This window comes from Microbacterium sp. NRRL B-14842 (assembly GCF_050470785.1).
Genome location: NZ_JBFLUM010000001.1, coordinates 313,406 through 332,070 on the forward strand (window position 1 = coordinate 313,406; position 18,665 = coordinate 332,070).

The following is an 18,665-nucleotide window of genomic DNA, read 5'->3' on the forward strand; positions in this document are numbered from 1 at the left end:
TCCTCGGGCCTGCGACCTCCGCGTCGGCGGAGCCGGTGTCAGACGGTGAGGTCCGCGAGCTGCCGGGAGGCACTGCTCGTCTCGATCGGCTCCGGCACCAGGTACAGGCCGTTCGTCGTGTTCGCGGTGTACGCCAGAGCGTCCACCCACCGCCGGTTGATGGCCGGGGGCCTGCTGCCGAAGAACTTGAACACGATGTTCGCGTTCGCGTGCACCCAGACTGTCGTCCGGCCGCCGCCGACGGAGGCGTCTTCCTTCCACGAGAACGGCATCGGCTCTCCGCGCCGGAGCTTCGTCATCATGACGAGCTGGATATGTGTGAGAGCGCGGTCCTCGATCTCGACCTTCGGACCGCCCTCGTAGATGAACTTGCCCATTGGATGGATCCTTCGTTCCATCACCACAGGAACCCGTTGCCAAGAGGCGCAACCACGCTGATCGCTGGTGGGGATATCTCTACGGTCTCACCTATCCCGGATTCGCAACACCCCACCTTCGTCCAGCGGTCGCGGCGGAGGTCCCCGGTCTCAGATGCGGCGAGGGCCGGGACCGTTCTCGCCCAAGGCGTCCTCGGGGTTCAGCAGGCGGCAGGCCTTGAGGGACAGGCAGCCGCAACCGATGCAGCCCGCGAGCTCGCGCTGCAGATGCTCGAGCTGCGTCCGCCGCTCCTCGAGCTCGGCGCGCCAGCGTTTGGCCACGCGGCGCCAGTCGCCGTGCGAGGGCGGCGCGTCCACGGGCAGGGTCTGGAAGAGCTCCTGCACCTCGCTGAGCGGGATGCCGATGCGCTTGGCCACGACGATGATGGAGATCCGGCGCAGCATGTGTCGGCGATATCGCCGCTGGTTGCCGGGCGTGCGCGTCGAGGCGATGAGACCGAGCTGCTCGTAGAAGTGCAGCGCGGAGGGGGCGACGCCCGTGCGTCGGGTGACCTCTCCGATCGGGAGGAGATCGTCGGGTTCCATCCGCCGCCCTTCCGTAGACCTCAACAATAGTTGAGGAACGGGCGGAACGGGTCAGCGCGACGTGGGCGGAAGCTTGTCCACGCCGTGGCGGTTCGGCTTGTCCGGCTCTGCCGCCGTCTCCGGCGTCACGTCCGGGCTGTCGGCGGGTGCGCCGGACGTCGGATAGTGCGGCTCGTCGATCTCGACGGCCTTGTCCCGCTCATCCGCCGGGGGGAGGTGGTCCAGGGGCTGCTTGATGTCATCGGGGTGGTGGCTCATGGACCCAGGGTGCGCTGTTCCGCCTGCAGCGCCCAGGGGGTTGTCATCCGGTCGGCGGTGTGGTCGGTGGGTGGCGCTACGGTGAACGGACACGACCACGGAGGGTTTCCCACATGGCATCCGTCCTCACCGGACTCGACCACATCCAGCTGCCCGTCGCCGATCTGGCCGCGTCCATCGCGTGGTACCAGCGCCTGCTCGGCTTCCGCGTCCTCACCGACTACGGCACGAGCGCCATGCTCCGGGCCGAGGGTGGCCCGGACCTCATGCTCTGGGAAGCGCCGGGGCACGCGCCGATGAAGCTGACGGTGGCGGGGGAGGAGCGGCCGATCTTCTTCCTGCGCACGACCGAGATCCACTCCCTCGCGGAGCGGTTCGCGGCAGAGGGCGTCGATGTCGTGAGCTTCGACGACGGCGGCTTCGCTCTCTTCCTGAAGTTCTTCGACCCTGACGGGACCCTGCTCGGGGTCATCCAGCACGCCGCCTGACGCAGAGGCCCCGCCACCCTGTCGATGCCCGCCCGCCTGGGCTATCGTCGGGGCACGGCTCCGTGCGGCGGGGCTGCGAGGAGGGGCGCATGGAGCAGGTCGACACGGTGATCGTGGGCGCGGGCATGGCGGGCTTGACCGCTGCGCGGCTGCTGCAGGGCGAGGGGCGGACGGTCGTGGTGCTCGAAGCGCGCGACCGGGTCGGCGGCCGGGTGCATACGGACCGGACCGACGGCATCGTCGATCTCGGCGCCTCGTGGATCCACGGTGTCGACGGCAGTCCGGTGGCTGCCGCCGCCGAGGCCTTCGGCATGCGGACCGTGGAGTTCACCGTCGGCGGGTTCCAGGTGGACAGCCGGCCGATCGCGTATCACGGTCCCGACGGTCGCCCGCTCTCGGCGGAGGAGGCGCGCGCCTTCGCCGCGGATGTCCACGCGGTGGACGAGGCGCTGCCGGCTGTCATCGCCGCCTCCGGCCCCGAGGCCTCCTACCGCGACGTCACGGACCAGGTGCTCTCACGCCGGCAGTGGAGCGCGGACCGCGCACAGCGAGTGCGTGAATACCTGGAGCATCGCGCCGAGGAGCAGTACGGGGCGTGGATCGAGGACCTCGCCGCGCATGGCCTCGACGACGACGCGATCGAGGGCGACGAGGTCGTGTTCCCGGACGGGTACGGGGTGCTCCCGGAGCGCCTCGCCGAAGGGCTGGACGTCCGGCTGGAGCACATCGTCACCCGCGTCGACTGGAGCGAGGACGGCGTCTGGGCGCGGACCTCGCGCGGGGACTTCTCCGGCGACACGACGGTCGTCACGGTCCCGGTCGGCGTGCTGCAGTCCGGGACCATGGAGATCGTCCCTCCGCTGCCGCCCATCAACGCCGAGGCATTGGGACGGCTGCGCATGAACGCCTTCGAGAAGGTCTTCCTGCGGTTCCCCACCCGGTTCTGGCAAGACGGGGTCTACGCGTTCCGGCAGCAGGGGCCCGAGGCACGGTGGTGGCACTCCTGGTACGACCTCACGGCGCTGCACGACGAGCCGCTCCTGCTCACCTTCGCCGCAGGGCCCGCGGCCGTGGCGACGAGGGACTGGAGCGACGACCAGGTGCAGGCCTCGATCATGGTCCAGCTCCGCCGGCTGTACGGGGACGGGATCCCGGATCCGATCGGCCTGCATCGTACGGCCTGGCAGGACGATCCGTTCGCGCACGGGTCGTACGCGTACATGACGGTCGGGTCGACCACCGCGGATCACGACGACCTCGCCACCCCGGTCGGCGGCGTGCTGCACCTGGCGGGCGAAGCCACCTGGACCGACGACCCGGCGACCGTGCCGGCGGCCGTGTTCTCCGGGCATCGCGCGGCCGAGCGCATTCTCGGACGGACGGTACCGATCGAACGGCTCTGGACGCAGGGATGACGCCCCGGCGCATCGGCAGTGTGGCCGTCGCCGTGTCCCCGGTCAACCCCCTGCGTCACCGGGGCCGGCGCGCATACGGTCGTCGGAACGAACAGAGGAGGAGAGCATGAGCGACCCCCAGAACACGCAGGGCACTCCCGGCGCCGACGAGGAAGCCGACACGGCCTCCGGCGGCGCTCCCGACGACAGCGGCGAGAGCACCGACGACGTGCTCGAGCGCGAGACGACGGACGACGAGGGCAAGCCCCTCGAGAACCCGTCCGGCGGCTGACCGCCGCACCGCCCGAGGGTCAGCCGCGCCCCAGGCGGCGCGGCTACCCTCGGGTCATGCGCCGAATCGCCATCGTCCCCCTGCTGCTCGCCGCCGGTCTTCTGGCCGGGTGCGCCCAGGTCACTCAGGCTGCCGGAGACGCGTTCGGAGTCCCGGTCGCGGAGACTTGCGCGACGATCGATGACGCATACGCCCAGTACCAGGCGCTGCTCGCGCAGGGCGACGTGTCCGCGGAGCAGCTCGACGCCGCCCGCGACGACCTCGTCGCCACGCTCGACCGCGTCGCCGACGGCATGGACGGACAGCTCGGCGACCTCATCCGCTCCGGCGCCGATCAGCTCGGCGGCATGACCGACCTTCAGGCTCCGGAGACCGTCGAGGCGATCGAACGCCTCCACGACGGGCTCTCCTCGTTCTGCGGCTGAGCCGAATCCCGCGGTCGGGTCGCCACGAACCACTGTCGGAGCAGCAGCACGATGAGCAGCACGTCCACCGCGTCACCGGCGTAGAACATCAGCTCCGCGCCGATCCGGGCGTCCCCGACGTCGACGCCGGCGGGCGGGTGGGTCCACAGCCACTTGGCGAGGATCGAGTGCGCGGCGACGAAGACGATGAGGACCCCGGCCCGCACGGTGACCGACGCGCGGTGCGGATCCGGATCGAGCCCCACGATGCTCGCCGTGAACAGGTATCCGGTCAGCAGCACGTGAAGATGCACGGCGGCATGCAGCCATGGTGAGGCGTGCATCAGGGGGAACAGCGGTGTGGCGTAGAGGAGCCAGAGGCCGCCGACATTGAGGGCGCCGGCGACCACCGGATGCGTGAGCACCCGGATCGGGCCGCTGCGCAGCACTCGGGACAGAGTGCGCGCCCGCGGGACGGGGAGGGCGCGCAGGGCCAGCGTGACCGGCCGCCCGAGCACGAGGAGGAGTGGCGCCAGCATCCCCACGAGCATGTGTCCGGCCATGTGCACCGGGAAGCTGCTGTGGGCCAGGGCGGCGAACGGTCCGACCATGCCGACTCCGGCGCAGAGCAGGCCCGTCATCCAGGCGGCCGTCCGCGGCCGGGGCCAGGGGCTGCGGTTCCGGGTCCGCCGCAACCCGACGAGATACAGAACGGCCGCGGCGACGAGGGCGACGAGCGCGACCGGCGCGAGCAGATCGATCCCGCCTCCGACGGCGTCGGTGTCGATGCCCGGCGTCTCGGGCGGTCCGTGGTGTCCGTCGTGACCCTCGCGCATGGCCGTCACCGCGCCGGGTCCGGGCGGGTCCGCCACACCACGAGGATCCCTGCAGCGAGCAACAGGACGGCCGACACGATCCAGACGGTGTCGTAGAGCACGAGGTCGACGCCGTAGCGGATCTGGTGGATCCCGAGGAGCTTGTGATCGACCACGCCGTCGAAGAGCTGGAAGAACCCGACCCCAGTGATCACCGCGCCCGTCCAGCGCGTCCATCGCACGGGGCCACGACGGCGGACGTCGGCGAGGAGGAAGGCGCCGAGGATCGTGATGAACCAGCCGAACGCATGGAAGAACCCGTCCGAGACGAGGGCCACGTCAGAGGTCGACAGATCGTAGAAGTGGTGCCAGTGCAGCACCAGGTGGAAGACGAAGAGGTCGATCATCGAGGCGGCGATCCCGCAGCCGAACAGGAAGCCCGACAGCAGCAGGCGCCGGTCGGGGCGGGGCATGGCTCCGGAGGTCATGCGGTCAGGGTCGCCCGTCCCGCCCACCCCGGCGACGTCCTTGACCCCGGCCTTCGAGTGCGGTAGCCGCCGATAGTTGCGAAACCGCAACTATCGGCGTATGGTTGATCTCGATCAACTTTCTATGCAGGAGCATTCCCCCGTGACACACACCTCATCCTCTTCCGAGACCACGCGCTCGGCCCGCGAGGTCTTCACCGCGATCTCCGGCCTCATCGTCGGCATGTTCGTCGCCGTGCTCTCCGGCACGGTCGTCTCGACTTCGATGCCGGTCATCATCGCCGACCTCGGTGGCACGCAGTCGCAGTACACCTGGGTCATCACCGCGAGCCTTCTCGCCACCGCCGTCTCCACCCCGATTTGGGGCAAGCTCGCCGACCTGGTCGACCGCAAGGTGCTGGTCCAGATCTCGCTCATCCTCTTCACGGTCGGCACCGTGATCGCCGGATTCTCGACCGATACGAACATGCTCATCGCTGTCCGCGTCGTGCAGGGCATCGGCGTCGGCGGTCTCATGTCGCTCGTCATGATCGCGGTGGCCCTCATCATCTCGCCGCGTGAGCGCGGCAAGTACATGGGCGTCGTCGGCGGCATCATGGCCCTCGGCACGATCGGCGGACCGCTGCTGGGCGGACTCCTCACCGACGTGTGGGGCTGGCGCTCCAACTTCTTCGTCGGCGTCCCGTTCGCGATCCTCGCCCTCGTGCTGCTGCAGTTCACGCTGCACCTGCCCAAGCCGCAGCGCGGCACGAAGGTCTCGATCGACTACTTCGGCATCGTCCTGCTCGCCGTCGGCGTCTCGACGCTCCTCATCTGGGTGTCCATGGGTGGCAACCAGTTCGACTGGGACTCCGGGACGAGCATCGCGCTCATCGTGACCGCGGTCGTCGCGATCGCCGCCTTCATCGTGGTCGAGTTCTTCGTCAAGGAGCCGATCGTCCCGATGACGCTGTTCCGCAACCGCACCTTCACGCTGTCGGTCATCGCCTCGATCGCGATCGGCGTCTCGATGTTCGCGACCTCGGTCTTCCTCGCGCAGTACTTCCAGCTGGCCCGGGGCGCGACGCCCACCGAGTCGGGCCTGATGACCATCCCGATGATCATCGGTCAGATGGGCGCGTCGATCATCATCGGCCAGCTCGTCAGCCGCTTCGGCAAGTGGAAGAGCTGGATGGTCACCGGCTCGATCCTCGCCACGATCGGCGTGAGCCTGATGGCGACGCTGCGCTACGACACCCCGTTCCCGCTGGTCGCTGTCTACATGTTCGTCCTCGGTGCCGGGCTCGGCATGGTCATGCAGAACCTGACCCTGATCGTGCAGAACGACACGGCTCCGCAGCAGCTGGGCGCGGCCTCGTCGAACGTCAACTTCTTCCGTACGATCGCCGGCACCATCGGTGTGACCGTCATGGGGTCGCTGCTCTCCACGAGCGTCGCCGACTTCATGAAGGACGGTCTGAAGGGCTTCGTCCCGACCACGCCCGACGAGATCAGCGCCCTGGAGCGCCTGGGTTCCGGCGACGTGCCGAAGGTGGGCGAGCTGCCCGACACGATCCGCACGATCGTCGAGAGCGCCTACGGGCACGGCATCGCGGACGCGTTCATCCTCGCCATCCCGCTGGCGGTCATCGCGATCATCGCGATCGCGTTCATCAAGAACAAGCCGCTGTCCACCAAGAACGCCGCGGAGCAGCTGCGCGAGCAGGCCGAGGAGTCCGTCATCGAGGTCTCCGAGGCCGAGGTCGGCGCGAACCTCTCGACCGGGACCATTCGCACCGGGCAGGCCGAACCGGCGACCACCACGGGGTCCGTGAGCGTGCTCGAGCGCGACGATCGGAAGCAGGAGCGCTGACATGAGCGCGTCCGAGGCGGTCGGCACCCCCGACGTCGATACCGCCCTCAGCGACCTCCAGGCGCATCTCAACCTCATCTTCGCGCGGACCCGGTCGCTGTGGAAGGAATCGGCGTCCCGGGTCCACCCGGAGCTGCAGGTGGCGGGGTACAAGCTGCTCACCTTCATCGACCGGGCGGGCTCGGCCAGCGCGCACGAGCTCGCCGAGCGCTTCGAGATGGACAAGTCCGTCGTCAGCCGCCAGGTGCGGATGCTGGAGGAGCTCGGGCTGATCGCCTCGGTGCCGGATGAGCGCGACGGCCGGCTCCGGGTGCTCACCGCGACACCGGCCGCGTGCACCGCGCTCACCGATGTCCGCCGGGAGTACGGCAGCCGACTCCGCGCTGTCATCGATGAGCTCACGCCCGCGGAGATCGACGCCGCATCCAAGGTGTTCCGGCTCCTCGCCGAGGTCTGAGCACAGCCCCGCGACCGCATCCGGTCGCGGGGCTTCGCCGTACACTGGCGATATGAGCGCCCCGTCCGACGAACCCGCCGACGGCGCTCCGATCGACGACCTCGACCAGGCGGTCGCCCGCGTCGAGCACGAGCTCGGCCGGCTGTTCGCCCGCATCCGCGTCGGGTGGCGCGAGGCCGCGGTCACCGTGCATCCGGATCTCCAGCCGCTGGGCTACCAGGTGCTGACCTCGATCCTCGCCGGACGGGCGACCTCGGCGGGAGCACTCATCGAGCGCCTGCAGACGGACAAGTCCGCGGTGAGCCGGCAGGTGCGTCAGCTCGAGCAGCTCGGGCTCGTCGAGAGCATCCCCGATCCCGAGGACGGTCGCGCCCGGGTGCTGGTGGCGACCCCGCTGGCCGAGGAGCGCGTGGCTCTCGCCCGCTCCCGGTATGAGGGGCGCATCGGCGAGCGCCTGCGCGGCTGGACGGCCGCCGACCTCGACCACTTCGCGAACCTCGTCGCCGATCTGGGCGGTTGATACACCGGAATACGTCATCGATTCACGGGAATACAGTGGCGGTCGGACGCCTTGGCCCCACTGTGACTCTCTACGACTCCGCCGACTTCGGCTCGCTGCACCTGTCCAACCGCGTCGTCATGGCGCCGCTCACCCGCACCCGTGCGGACGCGGAGGGCGTGCCGACCGCGATCATCGAGGAGTACTACCGCCAGCGGGCCGGGCAGGGACTCATCATCTCGGAGGGGGTCTGGCCGGTCCTCGAAGGCAAGTCGTATCCCGGGCAGCCGGGCATCGTGACCCCCGCGCAGATCGAGGGATGGCGCCGCGTGGCCGACGCCGTGCACGCCGAGGGCGGCACCATCGTCATGCAGCTCATGCACGGCGGCCGTGTAGGCCACCCGGACATCTCCGGCGAGCCCCGCGTCGTCGCGCCGAGTGCTCTGGCGGCCCCCGGGCAGACGCGGACCCTCAAGGGCAAGGCCGATCTGCCCGTCGCGCATGCCCTCACCCTGGACGAGATCCCCGTGGTCGTCGAGCAGTTCGTCCAGGCCGCGCGTAAAGCGATCGCGGCCGGCTTCGACGGCGTCGAGGTGCACGGTGCCAACGGCTACCTCGTCCACGAGTTCCTGTCCCCGGTGTCCAACGTCCGCGACGACCGGTACGGCGGCTCGCCGGAGAACCGTGCGCGCTTCGCGGTCGAGGTGACCTCGGCGGTCGCAGCAGCCGTGGGTGCCGACCGCACCGGAATCCGCCTCTCACCGGCCCACGGCATCCAGGGCGTCATCGAGGACGACCCCGCCGACGTGCTCGCGACCTACACCGCGCTGGCCGAAGGACTCGCACCTCTGGGGCTGGCCTTCGTCGATGTGCTGCACCCCGAGCCGGCCGGAGAACTCGTGCAGGCCATCCGCCGAGCGGCGGGCGCTCCGTTCATCGTCAACACCGGCTTCGGCGTCGAGACCACCCGAGCCGCGGCCGAGGAACTGGTCGCGGAGGACTGGGCCGACGCGGTCGCGGCCGGGCGTCCCGTCATCGCCAACCCCGACCTCGTGGAGCGGTGGCGGACCGGGGCCGAGCTGAACGAGCCCCGCCCCGAGCTGTTCTACGGCTCGACTGCCGAGGGGTACATCGACTACCCGTCGCTCGAGGGCGTGCGCGCCGGCGAGTGATGCGGGGTGCCCGCTGTCACAGGACGATGTCGTCGGCGGTGTGCAGCGGGCGCCATGCCGTCTCGCGGAGTCCGCGCCGGGGGAGCACATCGGCGTCGGGAAGGGGGCCGAGGTCGACCCCGGTGAGGGCTGTCACCTCGGTGACCGGTACCTGGAACGTGCGGAAGGCGCCGAGGCTCGCGACGGCGAAGGCACCCTCCCGCGTGTCCACGAGCTCGGTCTGGTCGAGGATGAATGCGGCGGCCGCGAGTCGGTCCTCGGAGCGCCACGCCACGATCTTCCAGTACCGCAGGGGCACGCGGATGCCGCGGTACGGCGGGTCGGCGTCCGCGAGCACCGGGGCCGTGAACGCCGATAGGCGCTGCGCCGTCGCCTCCGCATACGCCAGCACGTGGTCCTCCAGCCCGAGCCAGAGGTCCTTCGACTGGTTGAAGGCGGCCGCCTGCGGGGCCGCGTTGGGGTAGGTGAAGGTGGCTTCCGCGGCGGCGCGGGCCTCGTCGAGCTCCCCCCAGCCCGGGTCGCGGCGACGGACGAGGTGTCCGCGGTCGAGGTCGTTCCGGGCGTAGACGGCGGGCCCCGCCTGTTCCTCCGCGGGCACCCGGGGGTCGAGGCGCCACTCACCCGTGCGCGGGAGATCCCGCAGGCGGGCGCCGTCGATGGTCACGGCCGTCACCGCGGCGAGGCGCCGTTCCGGATCGAGCAGCACCGTGAACCGGGGCGCAGGGAGCGCGCGCACCGGCATCGGGGGCACGGGCAGCGGCAGCGGGATGCCGAGGAACGCGGGGTCGTAGCCGTCCGTCATGCCACCATCGTGCCCCGCCCCGCCGACATCGCACCTCTTCCGCGTGCTCGTCCGCCCCACTACTGTCGGGGTTCAGGCGGAGCCGATTCGCGCGGTGCGGGAGCGCGCTGACAGAGGGGGACGGATATGACCGGAGCGAGCGGAATCGACGGGGTACGGAAGGACGGCGAGCTGCCGGCGCGGGAGTCGATCCCCGCGATCTTCGACGAGCTGGACTTCCAGTTCGCGTGCCAGGCCTACCTCTGGGCTCTTCCGCTCGTCTCCTACGCGCAGTGGAAGTCGCAGCACGAGGAGGTCTTCGGTGCGACGAGCAGTGATCTCGTCCGATACCTGACGTATCGCGACCGCCTCGGCCTCATCACGGCGAATGCCACGACGCCGTACATCCTGAACTTCTTCGACCTCGCCGAGACCGGACCGCTGGTCATCGACCTGCCCCCGGGGCACACGGCCGGCGGCGTCTCCGACTTCTGGCAGCGGGAGGTCGGGGCGATGGGGGAGATGGGGCCGGACCAGGGGCGCGGCGGCAAGTACGTGATCGTCGCGCCCGGGGCGACCGTCCCCGCAGACATCACGGCCGAGTTCCGGATCCTGCAGTCCTCCGGGGTCAACATCATGTTCGGCTTCCGCACGCTCGACCCTGATCCGGAGCGCGCCGATGCCCTCGTGCGCGCCGTACGGATCTACCCGTACCGCGATCGGGAGGACCCCGCACCGACGCGCATCATCTCTCCGGACGGTCGGCCGTGGAGCGGCGATCAGCCGCGCGGCATGGACTACTGGCGTCTTCTGCACCGCATCTACCAGTCGGAGGTCGTCGACGAACGCGATCGCTTCTATCTCGCGATGCTGCGGCAGCTCGGCATCCGCGTCGGGGAGCCCTTCGCGCCGGACGACCGTCTCACCCGCATCCTGGAGCGCGGCGCCGAAGCGGGTGAGCTGATGGCGCAGGCGAACACGTTCGCGAAGCGCTTCGCGCAGGGGAGCTACTGGCCCGACCGTGTGTGGGAGCAGGCGATCGTCCTGGACAACTCCGCGCAGCGGGGCGACGGCTATGACGAGCTCCTCGAGAGGGCCTCATGGTTCTACGAGGCTGTCAGCTTCTCGGAGGCGATGAAGAGCACCACTCCCGGTGTCGGGCAGGCCTACCTCGGTGCCTACACCGATGCCGACGGAGAGTGGCTCGACGGTGCCCGCACCTATCGCCTGCACGTGCCGGCGGACGTGCCGGCGAAGCTGTTCTGGTCTGCGACGGTGTACGACGCCGACACCCGCTGCCTCATCGACAACGAGCAGCAGCGCGGCGACCGCGGGTCGCGCGATGAGGACCTCCGATACAACGAGGACGGCTCCGTCGATCTGTGGTTCGGCCCGGAACCGCCGACGGAGGGGCGCTCGAACTGGGTGCAGACGATTCCGGGGCGGCACTGGTTCAGCTACTTCCGTTTCTACGGGCCGCTGCAGCCGTACTTCGATCGGTCCTGGAAGCTCGGCGACATCGTCGCGGCCGACGCCGCCGGCTGACACCTCGTGACACGAAGCCGCGCGGGGGAGGGGCCTCAGGCCTGCCCGTTGTCCTCTGCCCGCCGTGCCGCGGCCTCGCGCATGCGGCGGCGGATGCGCAGCGCGATGAACACCAGAAGCAGCAGGATGAGCACGCCGACGACCACATCGGAGATCACGCCGCTCCACTGCTCGAGGATCGGCCGGATGGCGGGGCCGAAGGCGAAGCCCAGGCCGATCCAGATGCCGTTCCAGACCGCCGAGCCGACCAGCGTGTACAGCGTGAACTTCCACAGCGCCATGCGCTCGATGCCGGCCGGGATCGAGATGAACGAGCGCACGAGGGGCACGCAGCGACCGAACAGCACGGCACCGCCGCCCCAGCGCGCGAAGAACGCCTCGGCCTTGTCGAAGTCGTCGTGGTCGAGAAGGGGGATGCGTCCGACGATGCGCCGTGTGCGGTCCCGGCCCACCGCCGCGCCGAGTGCATACCAGATCCATGCACCGACGAGTCCGCCGATGGTGGCCGCGGCCCAGGCGCCCCAGGCGTTCATCCGCCCGTCGTAGGCAAGGAATCCCGCCGCCGGGAGGATCGCCTCCGAGGGGATCGGCGGGACGAACGTCTCGATGAGCACGGCGAGGCCGACGCCGACCTCGCCCAGGGTCTCGATCAGGCTGAGCACCCAGCCGATGAATCCGTCGTAGCCGGGGGCGGAAGCGGCGAGGGGGAGAGTGCCGGGGGTCATCGTGTCCTCTGTCGGGGGATCGCGGTGATCGTGCGGGATGCGGGAGGAGATCCGTGGGGACCGACCGCTCCTGAACGGTAACCGGTGTACCTGGGCTCCGCCTGCGTGCATCGGGAGCCGGGCCACCGGAGGCGGCGTTGTCAAGGTGCTCGCTCCGGCAGCGCGGCGGGCCGATCATGGAGTCCCATCAACCGAGGAGGCATCATGACCGATCCGCGACAGGACGAGACGACCGGATTCCACGGCGAGCCCCCGACCGCGAACAACGGGGAGGGCGACGCGCCCGAGGTCGACGTGACCGACCTGGAGCCTGAGGAGATCGAGGACGGCGTGGAGGTCGACGACCGCCCCTGATCCCCGGGGAGATTTTGACATAGGTCAAAATCTCCCCTACCGTCGAGTCATGGCAGCGGCGGAGAGCAGAGACGACGAGACCGACGGGATCAGCGGCGTCACCGCCGCGGAGATCTCGGAGAGCGTGCGCGACCTCGTCGAACGGGGGACGCTCGTCGCCGGGGACCGCTTGCCGCCGGTCCGCACGCTGGCCGAGCGGCTCGGCGTCAATCGCAACACTGTGCTCGCCGCCTACCGCGCACTCGTCACCGCCCGTATCGCGACCACCGGCGGGCGCACAGGGACGACCGTGCTCGGACCCGCCGCCACGCCGGATGAGGGCTTCACGCCCGGAACTGCGCTCCGCGACATCGCCAACGGCAACCCTCAGGCGGCCCTCCTTCCCGACCTCGCCGCCGCTCTCGCAGCCGTGCACCCGAGCCCCGTCCTCTACGGCGAGTCGGTGATCGATGCCGGTCTCGCCGAGTGGGCGACCCGATGGATCGCGGAGGACCAGCCTCGCCCCTTCCGCCTTTCGGTCACCGCCGGGGCGGTCGACGCGGTGGAGCGCCTGCTCGCTCAGACGCTCGTGCACGGCGACCGGGTGGGTCTCGAGGATCCGTGCTTCCTCTCGAGCATCCAGACCGCGCGTCTGGCGGGGTACACGCCCGTCGCGATACCCGTCGACGACGAGGGCATGACCGTGGAGGGCGTGCGTGACGCTCTGGAGAGCGGTGTGCGCGCGATCGTCTGCACGCCCCGCGCGCACAACCCCACCGGGGTCAGCATCAGTCCCGCGCGTGCCGCGGCGCTGCGCGAGGTGCTCGCTCCGCACCCCCACGTCCTGGTGATCGAGGACGACCACTTCTCGCTGCTCGCCCCGACTCCGTACGCCACCGTCATCGGACCGGGCCACGAACGGTGGGCTCTCGTGCGGTCGGTGTCCAAGTTCCTCGGACCCGACATGCGGCTGGCCCTCACCGCGTCCGACCCCGTCACCGCCGAGCGCCTCGCCCTCCGGCTCAGCCCCGGCACGATGTGGGTGAGCCACGTCATGCAGCAGCTCGCCGCGACCATGCTCCGTGACGAAGACGTGCACCGGCTCATCGCGGAGGCGGGGGCCCGATACGGCGCGCGCAACAGGTCCTTCGCCGCGCTCGTCTCCGCCCGTGGATCGGCCGTCACCGCGGAGAGCGGTCTGAATGCGTGGGTCGATGTCCGCGAGGAGGCCGCGGTCGTCGCCGAGCGGCTCGCGCACCGCGGATGGCTCGTTCGACCGGGGTCCGAGTTCGCGCTGGAGGACGGCTCGACCGGCGGCCACCATCTGCGTCTGACGGTGCACGACCTCGACGACGCCGACCTGCGACGACTGGCCGACGACATCGCCGCCGCTTCCGGTCCGGCCGAGGCCGAGGGGGACGAATGACGGCCAGGGCCCCGTTCCGGATCGGCCGATCATCGCGCCTGGACGGCGTGCTCTACGACCTGCGGGGTCCGGTGGCCGAGCGTGCGGCCGAGTTGGAGGCCCGCGGCGAGCAGATCCTCCGCCTGAACATCGGCAACCCGGCCCCGTTCGGTTTCGAGGCGCCGCCGGTCATCGTGGAGGCCCTGCGCGAGGCTCTTCCGCACGCCCATGGGTACTCGGAATCACCGGGCCTTCCGGAGACGAGGGAGGCGATCCGCGTGCACTACTCGCGCCGGGCCGGGTTCCCGTCCCTCGGGATCGAGGCGGTGACCGTCGGCAACGGCGTGTCCGAGCTGGTGGGTCTCACGTTGCAGGCGCTGCTGGAGCCGGGCGACGAGGTCCTCATCCCGAGTCCCGACTATCCGCTGTGGACCGCATCGACGGTCCTCGCCGGGGGTGAGCCCGTGCACTACCGCTGCGCGGAGGAGGCCGGGTGGCTCCCGGATCTCGAGGCCATGGCGGCGGCGATCGGCCCACGGACCGTGGCCATCGTCATCATCAACCCGAACAACCCCACCGGCGCGGTCTACCCGCGGGAGACCCTGGAGGGCGTGGCGGAGCTCGCCCGTCGCCATGGTCTGCTGCTGCTGTCGGACGAGATCTACGACCGTGTCGTGTACCCCGGATTCACGCATGTCTCCACGGCGCAGGTCGCCCCCGACGTGCCCTGTGTCACCTTCGCCGGCCTGTCGAAGACGCACCGCGTCGCCGGGTATCGGGCGGCCTGGGCGTTGACGACCGGGTTCGCTGCCGATGACCCCTTCCTCTCCGGTCTGCGGCTGCTCGCCTCGATGCGGATGTGCGCGTCCGTGCCGGCACAGCACGCGATCACGGCGGCCCTGGAACATGACACATCGCTCGACGCGCTCGTCGCGGCGGACGGGCGGCTGACGGTGCAGCGCGATGCCGCCACGGCTGCGCTCCGAGCCATCCCCGGCGTCGACGTGCAGGAGGCGGGTGGAGGGCTCTACCTCTTCCCGCGCCTCGACCCTGAGGTGTTCGGCATCCGTGACGACGAGCGTCTGGTGCTCGACTTCCTCGACGCGGAGCACATCCTGCTGGTGCACGGCCGCGCCTTCAACGGCGCCGACACCGATCACGTGCGCCTCGCCTTCCTGCCCGGGACCGACACGCTGATCGATGCGGTGCAGCGCTTCGGCCGCTTCCTGCAGGGGTACTCGCCGCCGGGCGCGTGAGGACATCTGACCCGGTGGAGTGACCGAGTGGCCAGGTCGCGGTCCGCAAGACCGTGCACGTAGGTTCGATTCCTGCCTCCACCTCCGATCCGGCTCGCGCCGAGCCGTTCCCGACGAAGGACATACCCATGCAGAAGGACTTCATCCCGGCCGCCGCGCCGCTCATCGGCGACGACGAGGTGGCAGCCGTCGAACGCGTGCTTCGCAGCGGCATGCTCGCCCAGGGCCCCGAGGTGGCGGCGTTCGAGCGCGAGTTCGCGACGCAGTTCGTGGAGGGCCGCACCACCGTCGCGGTGAACTCGGGGACGAGCGGCCAGCTCCTGGGCCTGCTCGCCTCCGGTGTCGGCCCGGGCGACGAGGTGATCGTGCCGTCCTTCACCTTCGCGGCGGTCGCGAACTCCGTGGTCCTGGCCGGCGCGACGCCGGTGTTCGTCGACATCGAGCCGAGGCACTTCACGCTGGATCCGGCGCGGGTCCGTGCCGCCGTCACCGCCCGCACGAAAGGCATCATGCCGGTGCACCTGTACGGGCATCCGTTCCTCGTGGACGACATCGAGGAGGTCGCCAGGGACCATGGCCTGGACATCTACGAGGACGCCGCGCAGGCCCACGGCGCCGCCTGGCGAGGGCGGCCGGCCGGGACCATCGGCAGGTTCGGCATGTTCAGCCTCTACCCGACGAAGAACATGACGGCGATCGAGGGCGGCATGGTCTCGTGCGTCGATGAGCAGGTCGCGCGCCGGGTCCGACTGCTGCGCAACCAGGGTATGGAGACCCAGTACGCGAACGAGCTCGTCGGCTACAACAACCGGATGAGCGAGGTGCACGCCGCGGTCGGTCGGGTGCAGCTCGGGCGGGTCGCCGCCTGGACCCGCCAGCGCCAGGAGAACGCCGCATTCCTCGACGCCGCGCTCGCCGGCATCGACGGGCTCACCGTGCCTGCGGTCGCGGAGGGCGCCGAGCACGTCTACCACCAGTACACGGTGCGGGTCGCCGCGGGGGAGCGCGACCGGGTGCGCGACGCACTCCGCGACGAACACGGGGTGGGCTCCGGCGTCTACTACCCGATCCCGAACCACCGGCTGCCCTCGCTGGCGCGCTTCGCGCCGGCCGACGAGCTTCCGGAGACCGAACGGGCGGCGCAGGAGGTGCTCTCCCTCCCCGTGCACCCTTCGCTCACGGCCGGCGACCTCGACCGGATCGTGACCGGGGTCGCTGCCGTGATGTCAGCCGGCGGCTGAGCTCAGGCGGCGAGGCCGAGCCAGGCCCGCGGAGAGCGACCGAGCCGCTGGGCGAACGCGCGGGAGAAGGCGGAGGCGCTCGCATAGCCGAGGTCGGCGGCCACAGCGCTCACGGACATCCCCGCACGGAGCTGTTCCTGGGCGATCGTGAGACGCCACTCGGTGAGGTAGTCGCCCGGCGCTCGACCCACGACCTCCTTGAAGCGCGCCGCGAAGGCACTGCGCGACATCGCGGCGGTCCGCGCGAGAGTGTCGAGCGTCCACGGCTCGCCGGGGGCCTCATGCATCGCCACGAGGGCGGGTGCGAGGCGTTCGTCCGCAAGGCCGGGCAGCAGCCCCGGCGGGAGGGTGAGATCGCCGGAGTGGTCGAGCATCCAGCGCAGGAGCTGGATGAGCACGACCTCGAACATCCGGTCCGCCAGCAGCGGACGACCGCAGCGCACGTTGTCGACCTCGGCGAACAGGAGGTCCAGCGCGGGGGCGAGGGTGGACACCTCGTCGAGCGGCAGGACGATCACCGAGGGGAGGGTGCGGACGAGCGGGTGCGTGGCTCCGCCGTCGAAGTCGATCGTCGCGCAGGCGAAGTCGGATTCATCGGTCGGGGCGTTGAGGAAGGTGTGGTCGACCGGGCGCGGGAAGAACAGCAGGCTCGGGCGGGTGATCGTCTCGCGCTCGATGCCGCCGTCCGGGCGCTGGTGCGTCACCTCCATCTCGCCGCGACGCAGCACGTGGAGGAAGCCGTGGCCCGCACTCGCGGCGAAGACCGTGGTCCCGCACAGGGGTCCGGTGTGGAACAGGCGGCTGCGCACCCGGAAGCGGTCGAGCAGCGGGGTGAGGCGATCCAGCGGTGGCATGCTTCCATTCTTCTGGACGATATGTCACGAACGCAAGACCAAATGATGCGTATCGTACTGCGCGGCGAGCAAGACTGAAGGGGAAGCCGAATCCGGCCCGTCCCGAAACACAAAGGAGCAACCCATGCCCAACGTCCCTCTCGTCGACCGTGAGACCGCCACCGGCCCCGTCAAGGAGCAGCTGGAGCAGATCGGCTCCGCCTTCGGCGCCGTCCCCGCCATGTTCCGCGCGGTCGCGAACTCGCCCGCCGCGCTCACCAGCATGTGGAGCGCTTTCGGCGCCTACGGTGGGGGCACGCTCGGCGCGGCCCTCGGTGAGCAGATCGCGGTCGCGGTCGCGAACCGCAACTCCTGCGGCTACTGCCTCGCGGCGCACACCGCGCTCGGCAAGAAGGCGGGCCTCACGACCGAAGCGCTCGCCGAGGCCCAGGCCGGCAACTCCGACGACCCTCGTACGGCCGCTCTGCTGGCCTTCGCGCTCAAGCTCGTCGAGGAGCGGGGTCAGGTGACCTCGGCCGACGTCGACGCTCTCCGCGCGCACGGCTGGAGCGACGAGCAGATCGTCGAGACCATCGGCCAGGTCGCGCTGAACCTCTTCACGAACTACGTGAACATCGCGCTCGACGTGCCGATCGACTTCCCGACGGTGCCGCTGCGTCGCGCCGCCTGAGGTCGAGGGGAGCAGAGGCCGGATTCGCTGGGGGTCCGGCCTCTTCCCCTGCCCGCCTGCTACGCCTCGACCTCGTCGAGCCAGTCGCTCAGCACACGGATGGCGAGGGCCTCGAGCCGCGGGCCGTGCCGCTGCGCCTGCTCCCGGATCGTCCGCGGGTCGATGCCGTGGTGATGTAGCTCGTGCGCGTGACCGATGAGCCAGCGCTCGATGACGCGGTGGTCGGCTTCCAGGTGGAACTGGAGTCCGAGCGTGCGCGCGACGGCGAAGGCCTGATGGGGGAAGCCGGGCGTGTGCGCCAGGGAGTGCGCCCCGGCGGGGATCGCGAACTCGTCGCCGTGCCAGTGCAGCACGGGCTCGCCGTCGAGAGGGGCGAGGACGGACTCCCGGCCCTCGGGGGTGAGTGCGAGCGGGCCGTAGCCGATCTCGACGGCCCCGGTCGGGCGTACCTCTGCGCCCAGAGCCTCGGCCAGGAGCTGGGCGCCGAGACAGACGCCGAGCGTGGCGCCGCCCGTGGCGAGCCGGGTCGCGAGAGCCGCCTTCGAGGAGTGCAGGAAGGGGTACCGATCCTCGTCGTACACGCCGATCGGTCCGCCGAGGACGAGGAGCAGGTCCGTGCAGGCGACGGCGTCCGGGGCGATCGCGTCGATGCCGGCGTCGAGCAGGGTGGTCTCGTAGCCGCGCGCCGCCAGCAGCGGGGCGAGGATCCCGAGGTCTTCGAAGGGGACGTGGCGGACGGCGATCGCCGTCCGAGGCGTGCGGGACGCGGACATG

Annotated in this window: 23 protein-coding genes and 1 tRNA gene; 15 read left to right on the forward strand and 9 right to left on the reverse strand. The window is 70.5% G+C overall.

Annotated features, from left to right (window positions below; all coding sequences use genetic code 11):
- Nucleotides 1–38 precede the first annotated feature (38 nt).
- The 3 genes from AB1285_RS01490 to AB1285_RS01500 form a co-directional block, all read right to left on the reverse strand.
- Nucleotides 39–377, reverse strand: a complete 339-nt coding sequence (locus AB1285_RS01490) for an ATP-dependent DNA ligase (protein ID WP_292797276.1) — start codon at nt 375–377, stop codon at nt 39–41.
- Between the two features lie 150 nt (nt 378–527).
- The gene (gene soxR, locus AB1285_RS01495; RefSeq protein ID WP_060922707.1) at nt 528–962 is read right to left on the reverse strand and encodes a redox-sensitive transcriptional activator SoxR; all 435 of its coding nucleotides are present in this window, start codon (nt 960–962) and stop codon (nt 528–530) included.
- Between the two features lie 51 nt (nt 963–1,013).
- On the reverse strand, nt 1,014–1,220 hold the full coding sequence (locus tag AB1285_RS01500) for a hypothetical protein (protein ID WP_025102541.1): 207 nt from the start codon (nt 1,218–1,220) through the stop codon (nt 1,014–1,016).
- Between the two features lie 113 nt (nt 1,221–1,333).
- Between AB1285_RS01500 and AB1285_RS01505 the strand changes: the two genes are divergently transcribed.
- From AB1285_RS01505 to AB1285_RS01520, 4 genes are all read left to right on the forward strand, one after another.
- A complete protein-coding gene (locus tag AB1285_RS01505) occupies nt 1,334–1,708 on the forward strand; it encodes a VOC family protein (protein ID WP_370428594.1) in 375 nt (124 codons plus the stop codon).
- 89 nt (nt 1,709–1,797) lie between these two features.
- Nucleotides 1,798–3,123, forward strand: a complete 1,326-nt coding sequence (locus tag AB1285_RS01510; protein WP_370428595.1) for a flavin monoamine oxidase family protein — start codon at nt 1,798–1,800, stop codon at nt 3,121–3,123.
- A gap of 106 nt (nt 3,124–3,229) precedes the next feature.
- Nucleotides 3,230–3,394 carry a hypothetical protein gene (locus tag AB1285_RS01515; RefSeq protein WP_164498166.1) on the forward strand — a complete coding sequence of 55 codons (165 nt, stop codon included), beginning with the start codon at nt 3,230–3,232 and terminating at the stop codon, nt 3,392–3,394.
- 56 nt (nt 3,395–3,450) lie between these two features.
- On the forward strand, nt 3,451–3,819 hold the full coding sequence (locus AB1285_RS01520) for a hypothetical protein (protein ID WP_292797286.1): 369 nt from the start codon (nt 3,451–3,453) through the stop codon (nt 3,817–3,819).
- On the opposite strand, the gene AB1285_RS01525 is transcribed toward AB1285_RS01520, so the two are convergent.
- Together AB1285_RS01525 and AB1285_RS01530 are read right to left on the reverse strand one after the other, a co-directional pair.
- Nucleotides 3,753–4,670 (reverse strand): cytochrome c oxidase assembly protein, encoded by a 918-nt coding sequence (locus tag AB1285_RS01525; RefSeq protein WP_370428596.1) that lies wholly within the window; start codon nt 4,668–4,670, stop codon nt 3,753–3,755. The genes AB1285_RS01520 and AB1285_RS01525 overlap by 67 nt on opposite strands.
- A complete protein-coding gene (locus tag AB1285_RS01530; RefSeq protein WP_280565047.1) occupies nt 4,640–5,101 on the reverse strand; it encodes a DUF2243 domain-containing protein in 462 nt (153 codons plus the stop codon). The genes AB1285_RS01525 and AB1285_RS01530 overlap by 31 nt, the downstream gene beginning before the upstream one ends.
- Nucleotides 5,102–5,225: 124 nt before the next feature.
- Between AB1285_RS01530 and AB1285_RS01535 the strand changes: the two genes are divergently transcribed.
- The 4 genes from AB1285_RS01535 to AB1285_RS01550 all read left to right on the forward strand — a co-directional run bounded on the left by AB1285_RS01535 (nt 5,226) and on the right by AB1285_RS01550 (nt 9,081).
- Nucleotides 5,226–6,953, forward strand: a complete 1,728-nt coding sequence (locus AB1285_RS01535) for an MDR family MFS transporter (protein ID WP_187662373.1) — start codon at nt 5,226–5,228, stop codon at nt 6,951–6,953.
- A gap of 1 nt (nt 6,954) precedes the next feature.
- Nucleotides 6,955–7,410, forward strand: coding sequence for a MarR family winged helix-turn-helix transcriptional regulator (locus AB1285_RS01540; RefSeq protein ID WP_187662372.1), 456 nt, complete (start codon nt 6,955–6,957; stop codon nt 7,408–7,410).
- A 52-nt stretch (nt 7,411–7,462) separates the two neighbouring features.
- Complete coding sequence (locus tag AB1285_RS01545) at nt 7,463–7,930, forward strand: MarR family winged helix-turn-helix transcriptional regulator (protein WP_187662371.1); 468 nt, start codon at nt 7,463–7,465, stop codon at nt 7,928–7,930.
- Nucleotides 7,931–7,992: 62 nt separating this feature from the next.
- Nucleotides 7,993–9,081 (forward strand): alkene reductase, encoded by a 1,089-nt coding sequence (locus tag AB1285_RS01550; protein ID WP_370428597.1) that lies wholly within the window; start codon nt 7,993–7,995, stop codon nt 9,079–9,081.
- 16 nt (nt 9,082–9,097) lie between these two features.
- Here AB1285_RS01550 and AB1285_RS01555 read toward each other — a convergent pair whose 3' ends face one another.
- The gene (locus AB1285_RS01555; RefSeq protein ID WP_370428598.1) at nt 9,098–9,883 is read right to left on the reverse strand and encodes a DNA/RNA non-specific endonuclease; all 786 of its coding nucleotides are present in this window, start codon (nt 9,881–9,883) and stop codon (nt 9,098–9,100) included.
- 126 nt (nt 9,884–10,009) lie between these two features.
- On the opposite strand from AB1285_RS01555, the gene AB1285_RS01560 reads away from it, so the two are divergent.
- Nucleotides 10,010–11,407, forward strand: coding sequence for a DUF1254 domain-containing protein (locus AB1285_RS01560; protein ID WP_280565035.1), 1,398 nt, complete (start codon nt 10,010–10,012; stop codon nt 11,405–11,407).
- Nucleotides 11,408–11,442: 35 nt separating this feature from the next.
- Here the strand turns inward: AB1285_RS01560 and AB1285_RS01565 are convergent, their stop codons facing one another.
- Nucleotides 11,443–12,132 (reverse strand): DedA family protein, encoded by a 690-nt coding sequence (locus tag AB1285_RS01565; protein WP_187662367.1) that lies wholly within the window; start codon nt 12,130–12,132, stop codon nt 11,443–11,445.
- A gap of 204 nt (nt 12,133–12,336) precedes the next feature.
- On the opposite strand from AB1285_RS01565, the gene AB1285_RS01570 reads away from it, so the two are divergent.
- From AB1285_RS01570 to AB1285_RS01590, 5 genes are all read left to right on the forward strand, one after another.
- Nucleotides 12,337–12,486, forward strand: coding sequence for a hypothetical protein (locus AB1285_RS01570; protein ID WP_187662366.1), 150 nt, complete (start codon nt 12,337–12,339; stop codon nt 12,484–12,486).
- A 49-nt stretch (nt 12,487–12,535) separates the two neighbouring features.
- Entirely contained in the window at nt 12,536–13,891 is a 1,356-nt protein-coding gene (locus tag AB1285_RS01575) for an aminotransferase class I/II-fold pyridoxal phosphate-dependent enzyme (protein ID WP_370428599.1), read from the forward strand.
- Nucleotides 13,888–15,126: an aminotransferase class I/II-fold pyridoxal phosphate-dependent enzyme gene (locus tag AB1285_RS01580; protein ID WP_370428600.1), complete on the forward strand. Its 1,239-nt coding sequence runs from the start codon at nt 13,888–13,890 to the stop codon at nt 15,124–15,126. The genes AB1285_RS01575 and AB1285_RS01580 overlap by 4 nt, the downstream gene beginning before the upstream one ends.
- A 13-nt stretch (nt 15,127–15,139) precedes the next feature.
- Nucleotides 15,140–15,210: transfer RNA gene (locus AB1285_RS01585), tRNA-Cys, on the forward strand.
- Between the two features lie 44 nt (nt 15,211–15,254).
- Nucleotides 15,255–16,367 carry a DegT/DnrJ/EryC1/StrS family aminotransferase gene (locus AB1285_RS01590; protein ID WP_363589811.1) on the forward strand — a complete coding sequence of 371 codons (1,113 nt, stop codon included), beginning with the start codon at nt 15,255–15,257 and terminating at the stop codon, nt 16,365–16,367.
- Between the two features lie 2 nt (nt 16,368–16,369).
- On the opposite strand, the gene AB1285_RS01595 is transcribed toward AB1285_RS01590, so the two are convergent.
- Nucleotides 16,370–17,221, reverse strand: coding sequence for an AraC family transcriptional regulator (locus tag AB1285_RS01595; RefSeq protein ID WP_187662362.1), 852 nt, complete (start codon nt 17,219–17,221; stop codon nt 16,370–16,372).
- Nucleotides 17,222–17,345: 124 nt separating this feature from the next.
- Here AB1285_RS01595 and AB1285_RS01600 point away from each other — a divergent pair, with 124 nt between their 5' ends.
- Nucleotides 17,346–17,891, forward strand: coding sequence for a carboxymuconolactone decarboxylase family protein (locus AB1285_RS01600; protein WP_268776613.1), 546 nt, complete (start codon nt 17,346–17,348; stop codon nt 17,889–17,891).
- A 59-nt stretch (nt 17,892–17,950) separates the two neighbouring features.
- Here AB1285_RS01600 and AB1285_RS01605 read toward each other — a convergent pair whose 3' ends face one another.
- On the reverse strand, nt 17,951–18,664 hold the full coding sequence (locus AB1285_RS01605; RefSeq protein ID WP_370428601.1) for a glutamine amidotransferase: 714 nt from the start codon (nt 18,662–18,664) through the stop codon (nt 17,951–17,953).
- Nucleotide 18,665 lies beyond the last annotated feature (1 nt).